Source organism: Paenibacillus terrae (assembly GCF_005217525.1).
Lineage (GTDB): Bacteria > Bacillota > Bacilli > Paenibacillales > Paenibacillaceae > Paenibacillus > Paenibacillus terrae_C.
This window is the reverse complement of sequence record NZ_PNXQ01000005.1, coordinates 536,732-544,530: the sequence shown is the minus strand read 5'-3', so window position 1 is coordinate 544,530 and position 7,799 is coordinate 536,732. Positions and strand designations below refer to the sequence as shown.

Below are 7,799 nucleotides of genomic sequence, written 5' to 3'. Positions count from 1 at the left end.
ATCGTCTCCCGGCGCAGCCCGATGAACTGGCCGATTTCCTCCTGCGTCAGCACGTCCGTTAACGTGGCGGGTGCGATGTAGGAGTGGAACCAGCGTTGAAGCTTCCGAAGCTTCTCGGCAGGTGACACCTCGGTGAGCTGGTCAATTCGTTGCTGCATCATGCGCAACTTGTCCTGTAGCTGCAAAGCGATAGCCCGACATTGAGCCGGGTCCTGCTCCAGCGCCTGATACCATTCTTTTTGCGACAGAACCTCAACCTCAGAGGTTACCAGCGCCACCGCTGTACCATAATAAGGATTGGGGCTGATCAGGGATTGATGCGGGATAATTTCATCGGGCACAATAACGTTGACTAAAATTTGTGAGCCGTCCTCATGGACTCGGATGATTTTTAACAAGCCACTCTTTAACAGATACAGAGGGCCGGATTCTCCTTGTCGAAATAGGGTCTCCCCTTTGTGTAATATCATGAACGTGAACAGCCTCCATTTCATGTATTTCGGTTTTTAGATGAACCCGCCGTTGACGCGGATTGTCTGTCCGGTAACCCACTGTGATTTGGCGCTGACCAGGAACTCAATCACATCCGCGATATCCTCGGGTTCACCGAGACGACCCATAGCATTCATTTTTTTCATGCCCTCGATCTGCTGCTCGGTTTTTCCTGCTTGAAAAAGCTCAGTGTTCACGGGACCGGGAGCCACGGCGTTGATCGTAATTTGCTTGCTTCCGAACTCCTTCGCAAGCTGGCGGGTAAATTGCTCTACGGCGCCTTTGGTACCCGCGTATACGCTATACGAAGGAAACATTTGTCCAATCACGGATGTGGAAATGTTCACGATTCTTCCGTAGTTCTCCATATGCTTCATCGCTTGCTGGCAAGCAAAGAAGGTGCCTTTTACATTCAGTGCAAATTGTTTGTCAAAATCGGCCTCTGTCACGTCTGCAAGCGGCTTGGTGATCATCAGCCCTGCGTTGTTAACCAGAATATCCACTCTTCCAAATTCAGTAATCGTATTTGTAAATAAGGCTTCAATATCACCCATTTTGCCCAAATCAGCGTGAAGAGCTATGGCTTTGCCGCCTTTTTGAATAATGCCCTCCACGACTTCTTGGGCTTTGTCCGGACTGCTGGCATAATTGATGACTACATTAGCGCCCAGATCAGCCAGCTGCTCGGCAATGGCACGTCCAATTCCTCTGGAGGAACCGGTAATAATCGCTGTTTTTCCGTCCAAATGCTTCATACGTGCTTAACCTTCTTTCCATATATTTTTTAAGAGATTCCTTTTTCTAAAAGCTTCCATACCTCTGAAAACTCCTGATCAATTGCAGGATTCTTCCATTCGTAAGCATGAGCGGGATGATGGAAACGGGCTGTGGCATAGAAAAGGGTACGCGCCAGTTGGGCTGGCTGATCCGATGTGATGCCCCCGCGTACAATGATGTCAGCGAGCTGATCTACAATCTGGTCAATATGCTGGTCGATTAAATCAGTGGCTTGCTCGGTGACACGGGTATACATTCCGAACATTTCCTCGTCATCGCGGGCATAATACTGCTTGAGGTCGACGAAGGTCTGTATATATCGTTGTAAATGCGGGGTTCCCAGCATAGATGAATCCTGACAGACCTCCATTAACGGGGCGACAATCTTTTCATTCAGCCATTTTTCGGTCACGCCTTCAAGAAGCTCAGCTTTGCTTTTAAAATGACGATAAATGGTGCCATGACTGACTCCCAATACTTTGGCAACATCGGTCACGGAGGTTTTGGCTACACCAAAACGTCTAAGTGTGTCTTCTGTAGCGATGAGAATCTGTTCTTTGGTTAATATATCTGAGGATTTTTCCATAGAGACACGGTCAAGTTGCCGTGTGAGTCACCTCCTTGAAGTTAGGATATCAAAAAGAGTATCAAATGACAAATATTTATTTTTGTCATTTGATACTCTTTTATTTTTAAACTAATTTAAAGGAATAAACTGAAATCCTACAACAGTGATTCGATGATAGAATCTATTTCAAAGGGCTCCGTCGTTGATTCAAATCTTCCATTTACATGACCGTCGCGATCGATCAAAAACTTGGAGAAATTCCACTTGATCCCGTCGCCAGCGTATATTTCCGGATACTTATCCCGCAGGAAATCCTCCATCCATTGACCGTCCTTGGTTTGGGTATCGAAGCCTTGAAACGGTGCCTGTTGTGTAAGATATTGGAATAAAGGATGAGGAGATGGACCTCTTACATCCGTTTTCTCAAATAGCGTGAATGTTACTCCATGGTTAATTTGGCAGACTCCCTGAACTTCCGAATTGCTACCCGGCTCTTTTTCATTGAATTGGTTACAAGGAAACGCGAGAATTCCAAAACCCTGTTCCCGTCGACTTTCATAGAGCTTCTGTAGATCAGCGAATTGACGGGAAAAGCTACATTTGCTGGCTGTGTTTACGATGAGGAGAACTTTTCCGCTGTAGTCTGACAGTTTAATCGGCTTCCCGTTAATTGAGGTTGCTTGAAAATCATAAATAGACATATTAAAGTCCCTCCTCATATTATTTTTATACATCATATATCCAGAGTGTCTATTGGTCTAATATATTATTCGAATGACCTTTATAGTTAGAAGGGGTTTAGCCTCTTTTATAGCAAACTGTGACATTAGCCGTTACCAACATAGAATATGGATGCATATTCATGTAATGCGTGCAAAAACCCAACAGAATAGAGGGATATTCGTGCCCATTGGAAAGATGATTCAATACAAAGAAATGCGACATCATCCCATTTTGCGCAACCATTTGCCTGAAACCCACTGGATTACTAATGCAAGGACCTTACGTATGTTGGATACCTATCGCACCGTCTTCATCAAGCCTAATAACGAAAGTGGGGGAAACGGCATCATACGGGCGAAAAAGCTGGGGAGGAGGTATGAGATTCGCTGCGGCTCCAGTCGAAGAATTGTCAGATCCCACGCGGTGAGAAGAGTCATCAGGACCCACCGGAGACCTCATCGTCGTTATTTGGTACAACAAGGACTCCGGTTGGCGAAGTACAAAGGCTCGATTTTTGATGCCAGAGTGTATATGCAGAAGCCGGAATCAGAATGGATCATTTCAGGAATAACCGGGCGTGTGGCAGCACCCTCGAAGGTTGTGACCAATTATCGAAAAGGAGGGCATGCGGCACCGATATCCAAAGTGTTATTAAGAGTTTTTAAAAATGACAGAGAGAAAATGAGACAGACTCTGGACCAGATCGTGGAACTCTCTAAAATTATTGCCAACACGATAGAGCAAAACCATTCGGTTCGTGAGTTGGGCATTGATTTGGCTATTGAGAAGAGCGGTCAGATCTGGATTATCGAGGCCAATCCGCACCCCGGACATATGCTGTTCACGCAACTCCCCAACCAAACTATGATCCGTACCATTTTGAAGAACAAGCGTCGGATTAAAAAACATTAGTATAGAGCTGCTCAAGCACGTTGGAATCTCATCAATCAAAAACCAGTCGAACACGAGAATAAAGAAATAAAGTGTGAGGCTGGTTCTGTTTTAACAAGCTGTATGGATGAGTAGATTGTTGGTTTTTATAAGAATCTCAGACTGGGTGCTGAGTAACTACATAATTTGATTTTTAATCTTTTAGAGAAGCAAGCAGGTATGCGCATAAGTGTTGGATTAGGGTTCAGGCAATCAGCGGACGCAACGTTTCTTTGCAGAAAAGGGTGCTGTTCAGGTAGATTGGACTGCAAGCTAACGTGAAGCCGTTGGTGATTCCATGAAACAAATTAGCAGCCGATTTTCGATTGCGGTGCATACCATGTCCATGATTGCTTTACGTCCATCGTTATGTACAGGCGATTACATTGCCAAAAGCGTTAACACTCAGGCTGCTGGGTTATTTCGGTTATTTCAACATACTCAATAAAAGTGCCATCCAGGTACTCTACAAAAATACTCGGCCCCACAGGACCGTGGCTAATTGTAGCTAGGCTATTCCATTTAGTGGATAATCAACGGGTGTTCTATTATATATAAATTAGTAAAAATGGGAGATAAACTAGAGCGATCTTGGTGACCAAGCATAGGATAGAAGTATAAGAAAAAGGGAGGTGAAAGAATTGCCTACGTTCGATAATATAAACGTAACTAGTAATGCCGTTGTTGGGCAGGATCTGCAGGTTAACCGCAATGAAACGATCCAGAATGATTTGCAAGTCAACGGCAATGAAACGATCCAGAATGATTTGCAAGTCAACGGTAGTGAAACCATCCATAATCACTTGCAGGTCAACGGAACCATTACGGTAGGAGACAATTTACTAGTCGGGGGAACGATTGTGGCAAGCCAAAACGTGGCGATCAGCCAGCAGGCGCTGCTGCCGTCAGGCAGCAGCTCATCCCAAGTGCTCTATTTCGCAACCGGAGCTGTCAATCAATCGGGACTTATTTTGAAAGGGACAGATGGAGTGAACTACATCCTGTTCATTGATGCTTCAGGCTCGATTCCTGTTCTTGGAATCCAGCCGTTGTAAGCTCAGCCCGCTTGCGAGCATCCAGTGCATTCCGAACTGCCTGGAGATAAGCGTGGCCATGCCGGGTATCCGGCTCCAGATATGCTCCTTCTCCCCATTCGTTCCACGCATTTATAAACAGAAATTCGCTCTGGTACAAGCGCTCAGTCCGTTCCAGTTGCCGGGTCAGATACCATTCAAATTTGTGGGGAGCCGCACCTATGCAACTGACTCCATCAATCTGACGACGAGGGGTATTGTCCCAATCTACAAAGGCGCCGGTAAATATAGGCTCGCCTTCTCTTCGGTGGGAGCGATTAAGGATCAGGGACCACACATAATCATAATCAAAAGTCAGATGTTGCTGATCTTTGATTCGTAAGTAATTCCAGATTCGCCAGTCCCCCCCGTGGGCAAAGGTATAATGAGGCTCGAATTCCACACTGGCGTCAAATCCGGCTTGCTTTTCAATAGGAAATCCCCCAAGAGTCTGTACGAAATAAATACCAGGAAGGCCGTTTTCTCTGGCTAGTTTGTTCCACAGCACCAGCATTTCGCGGCAGCGGGGAATATTCTCCGGCCTGTAGATGAGAAACACTGGTTTGTCTTTGATCAGAATGTATCTACTATCAGAAAAAATCTTCAGTAGGTATTGAAAATGCTCGCGCCAATCTTCCTCATCTCCATATTCTTGCGGCATAAGGATATTCTTTTCGTTTTCACCGCCGTCCCATATGCGGGTCCAAGGCTCGTTAGCCCATGACAGACAGAAGGGCAGGTCAGGATGGTTCGAAGCCAGCACTTGCTGAAGAGGTGTCTCCAACAAGAGTTTTCCTTTAAACCAGTAATGATAATAACAGAATCCGTAAATGCCATAGGATTTGGCCAGTTCTGCCTGCCAAATCTGACTTTTCTTTTGGGTCAGATCATAGTAACGTTCCTGGTAGGGAATTTGGGGCTGGTTATGTCCCGGATACAGAGGGGTAGCCCTGCGAACATTAGTCCATTCTGTAAAGCCGTCACCCCACCATCGGTCATTTTCTGGAATACGGTGATACTGGGGCAGGTAAAATGCAATCACTTTCATATTGTCTTTCCCTCCTGAGGCACGATTTGATTGTCGGCTAATAGTTTTCAAAGGTAATCCGCAGCAGTTCGAGTACTACTTGGCGATAGGAATAGCGAAATCTGCTACCAGCAAGTGCCTGAGTGGACAGCCTTCTCCGCTGTTCCGGATAGCAGCGCAAACTGTTCAGCTTTTCGCCCAGTTCCTCGGGGGTGTGGAACAAGAGAATGTCTTCATCCGGATTTGTCCATTGGTAGAGGCAGGGATCATCCACGGATATCTGGCATGCCCCGCAGGAGGCAGCCTCCAGGATGCGGTTCAGGGAGGGCGATAAATGCAGCACAAGGTTTGCTCCATTCAGATAAAGAGGCCACGGGCTCTCATCGGGAAGAACCTGATAATCGTCAAAGCAATCCCAGCCTTTTCCGCAGACGATGACTTTTTTGTTTTCTCGCCAACTGTCGATGACAGGTATCAACGCTGGTGTCTTTTGGCTGGTATCGCCAAAGATGACCACCTCGGAACGGTATTCCTCTGGAACCGTTAGAGGATACCACTCTGTAGGGTCTGCGGGGAAGGGAAGGAATTGCACAGTCCTGCAGCCACCGTGGAGATAAAAGGGAATATGCGAGCTTTGCTGGGTGAACACACAATCAAAGGATAAGGCGGTCTGACGCAGGATTTCGGAGGATCCGGTGCTGTCTGCAAGCCAGATTGCCTTTTTAAAGGGAAGGCTGCGTATAAAATCCAAGTCCTCGGCAAGAAGAAGATCACTCCCCAGGACAAGAAGCAGATCCGGCTTGCAATGAGACAGAACTCCGCTCGCATGTAACGGCGGCTTCAGTTGAATCACTTCTTTTGTTGATTCGCGTAAGTGATCAACTGTAAGCTGTTCGATTTTCCAGTGGGATGAGTAGGATAATGCGGACATAAGAAGGATACTTGCATGACTGGGCATAATGGCTGTTTTGGGATCCTTAGGTACTAGCAATGGATTTGCAGGCATCTTGCCCATCTGTTTTTTCTTGGCCATGGTACGAAGAAGAGACTGGACAAGCATTTTTCTGGAGCGCAGATCCAGACGAACATAAGGAGGAACATTTTTACGGATCTTTGTTTTTCGTGACATAGAATCTCCTTTATTTACTTGTTTGGATTATTCTATGTTTTTTTCACGGGAAGGATGTGGGTAAATGCGGAGATCTATTGGGCACAAGTGAAGGAGTACGAGGAATGAGCATGGAGTCAGCTACAGCAAAAAACCGACTGCCATTGGCAATCGGTTCATTGTTTTACTTTTTCATAACCGGAATCCATACTTCGCAGCGGTAATCCTCAGCCCGCGAGTCCCCCATCATATATACCTCCAGCTCGGGTCCGCCTGAATGCTCATAATTGCTGGCCGGGAACCATTCCTGAAAAATTCTTTGCCATACCTTTTGAATCGTATGAGGCATAGGGCCGATGGATGTAAACACTGCCCAAGTTGCAGCCGGAATCGTTCTGGCATCCAATCCGTTGGAAGCGGCTACGTCCTCGCTGCCTTCGGCGGCAATCAGGTACGTGAATTTCTCTTCCCCATGCTTGAAATCCAAACAAATACCGAGGATATCCTCGCTTGTTCCCAAGGCTTGAATCCGATCCGATGTACCATCCGCGTTCAGCTCGTCCCAGAATTTCGGGATTTCCCGGAAATTTTCACCGTCTTTCGTTGTGACTTGGATGGACTTGCCAATGACCGTAAAGGCCGCTTTCTCTACAATTTTATAATCCATATCCTGGTCTCCCTTTAACGATAGATGGAAGGTAATGCGTGGAAAGGCTTTCAGGTTCACCCCAGGGCTTCTGGCCTCAGAGGGAGATATACCGTGTACCTTACGGAACGCTTTAGAAAAAGATTCGGGGGAATCATATCCGTATTTGAACGCTACATCCAAGACCTTGGTGGTAGAAAGACTCAATTCCTGTGCAGCCAAGGTCAATCGACGTTTACGTACATATTCGGCTACCGTGACGCCGGTTAGCATATGAAACATACGTTGAAAATGAAAAGGAGACGAATAGGCTGCCTTTGCAATTTCGTCGATATCCAGTGGCTGCTGCATTCTTTCTTCCATCAGATCCAGTGCGTTCTTGATCCGAAGTAACCATTCCAACCGCATCACCTTCCTTGGTTGTAATCATATCATTAGCGGTGTCTGTAATCCTG

General features: G+C 46.4%; 9 protein-coding genes and 1 pseudogene. 3 read left to right on the top strand and 7 right to left on the bottom strand.

The genetic code is table 11. From position 1 onward, the window contains the following. The 4 genes from C1I60_RS05665 to C1I60_RS05650 all read right to left on the bottom strand — a co-directional run. A partial coding sequence (locus C1I60_RS05665) for a Crp/Fnr family transcriptional regulator (RefSeq protein WP_252361586.1) occupies positions 1–470 on the bottom strand: 470 nt, incomplete at its 3' end. Positions 471–506: 36 nt separating this feature from the next. After that, positions 507–1,247 carry an SDR family oxidoreductase gene (locus tag C1I60_RS05660; RefSeq protein ID WP_137060855.1) on the bottom strand — a complete coding sequence of 247 codons (741 nt, stop codon included), beginning with the start codon at positions 1,245–1,247 and terminating at the stop codon, positions 507–509. Between the two features lie 29 nt (positions 1,248–1,276). Continuing rightward, positions 1,277–1,855, bottom strand: a complete 579-nt coding sequence (locus C1I60_RS05655) for a TetR/AcrR family transcriptional regulator (protein ID WP_137060854.1) — start codon at positions 1,853–1,855, stop codon at positions 1,277–1,279. 137 nt (positions 1,856–1,992) lie between these two features. Then, positions 1,993–2,538: a glutathione peroxidase gene (locus C1I60_RS05650; protein ID WP_137060853.1), complete on the bottom strand. Its 546-nt coding sequence runs from the start codon at positions 2,536–2,538 to the stop codon at positions 1,993–1,995. A 202-nt stretch (positions 2,539–2,740) separates the two neighbouring features. Between C1I60_RS05650 and C1I60_RS05645 the strand changes: the two genes are divergently transcribed. The 3 genes and pseudogenes from C1I60_RS05645 to C1I60_RS05635 all read left to right on the top strand — a co-directional run bounded on the left by C1I60_RS05645 (position 2,741) and on the right by C1I60_RS05635 (position 4,545). Further along, positions 2,741–3,472: a YheC/YheD family protein gene (locus C1I60_RS05645; protein ID WP_252361585.1), complete on the top strand. Its 732-nt coding sequence runs from the start codon at positions 2,741–2,743 to the stop codon at positions 3,470–3,472. A gap of 316 nt (positions 3,473–3,788) precedes the next feature. Next, positions 3,789–3,896, top strand: a pseudogene (locus tag C1I60_RS05640) (Rrf2 family transcriptional regulator); the annotation flags it as partial. 226 nt (positions 3,897–4,122) lie between these two features. Next, the gene (locus tag C1I60_RS05635) at positions 4,123–4,545 is read left to right on the top strand and encodes a hypothetical protein (RefSeq protein WP_252361584.1); all 423 of its coding nucleotides are present in this window, start codon (positions 4,123–4,125) and stop codon (positions 4,543–4,545) included. Here C1I60_RS05635 and C1I60_RS05630 read toward each other — a convergent pair. The 3 genes from C1I60_RS05630 to C1I60_RS05620 form a co-directional block, all read right to left on the bottom strand. Further along, on the bottom strand, positions 4,496–5,611 hold the full coding sequence (locus C1I60_RS05630) for a glycosyltransferase WbsX family protein (RefSeq protein WP_137060849.1): 1,116 nt from the start codon (positions 5,609–5,611) through the stop codon (positions 4,496–4,498). The two genes, C1I60_RS05635 and C1I60_RS05630, sit on opposite strands and share 50 nt — an antisense overlap. Positions 5,612–5,648: 37 nt before the next feature. Beyond that, a complete protein-coding gene (locus C1I60_RS05625; RefSeq protein ID WP_137060848.1) occupies positions 5,649–6,719 on the bottom strand; it encodes a glycosyltransferase family protein in 1,071 nt (356 codons plus the stop codon). A gap of 163 nt (positions 6,720–6,882) precedes the next feature. Continuing rightward, a complete protein-coding gene (locus C1I60_RS05620) occupies positions 6,883–7,752 on the bottom strand; it encodes an AraC family transcriptional regulator (RefSeq protein WP_137060847.1) in 870 nt (289 codons plus the stop codon). Positions 7,753–7,799: the final 47 nt, after the last annotated feature.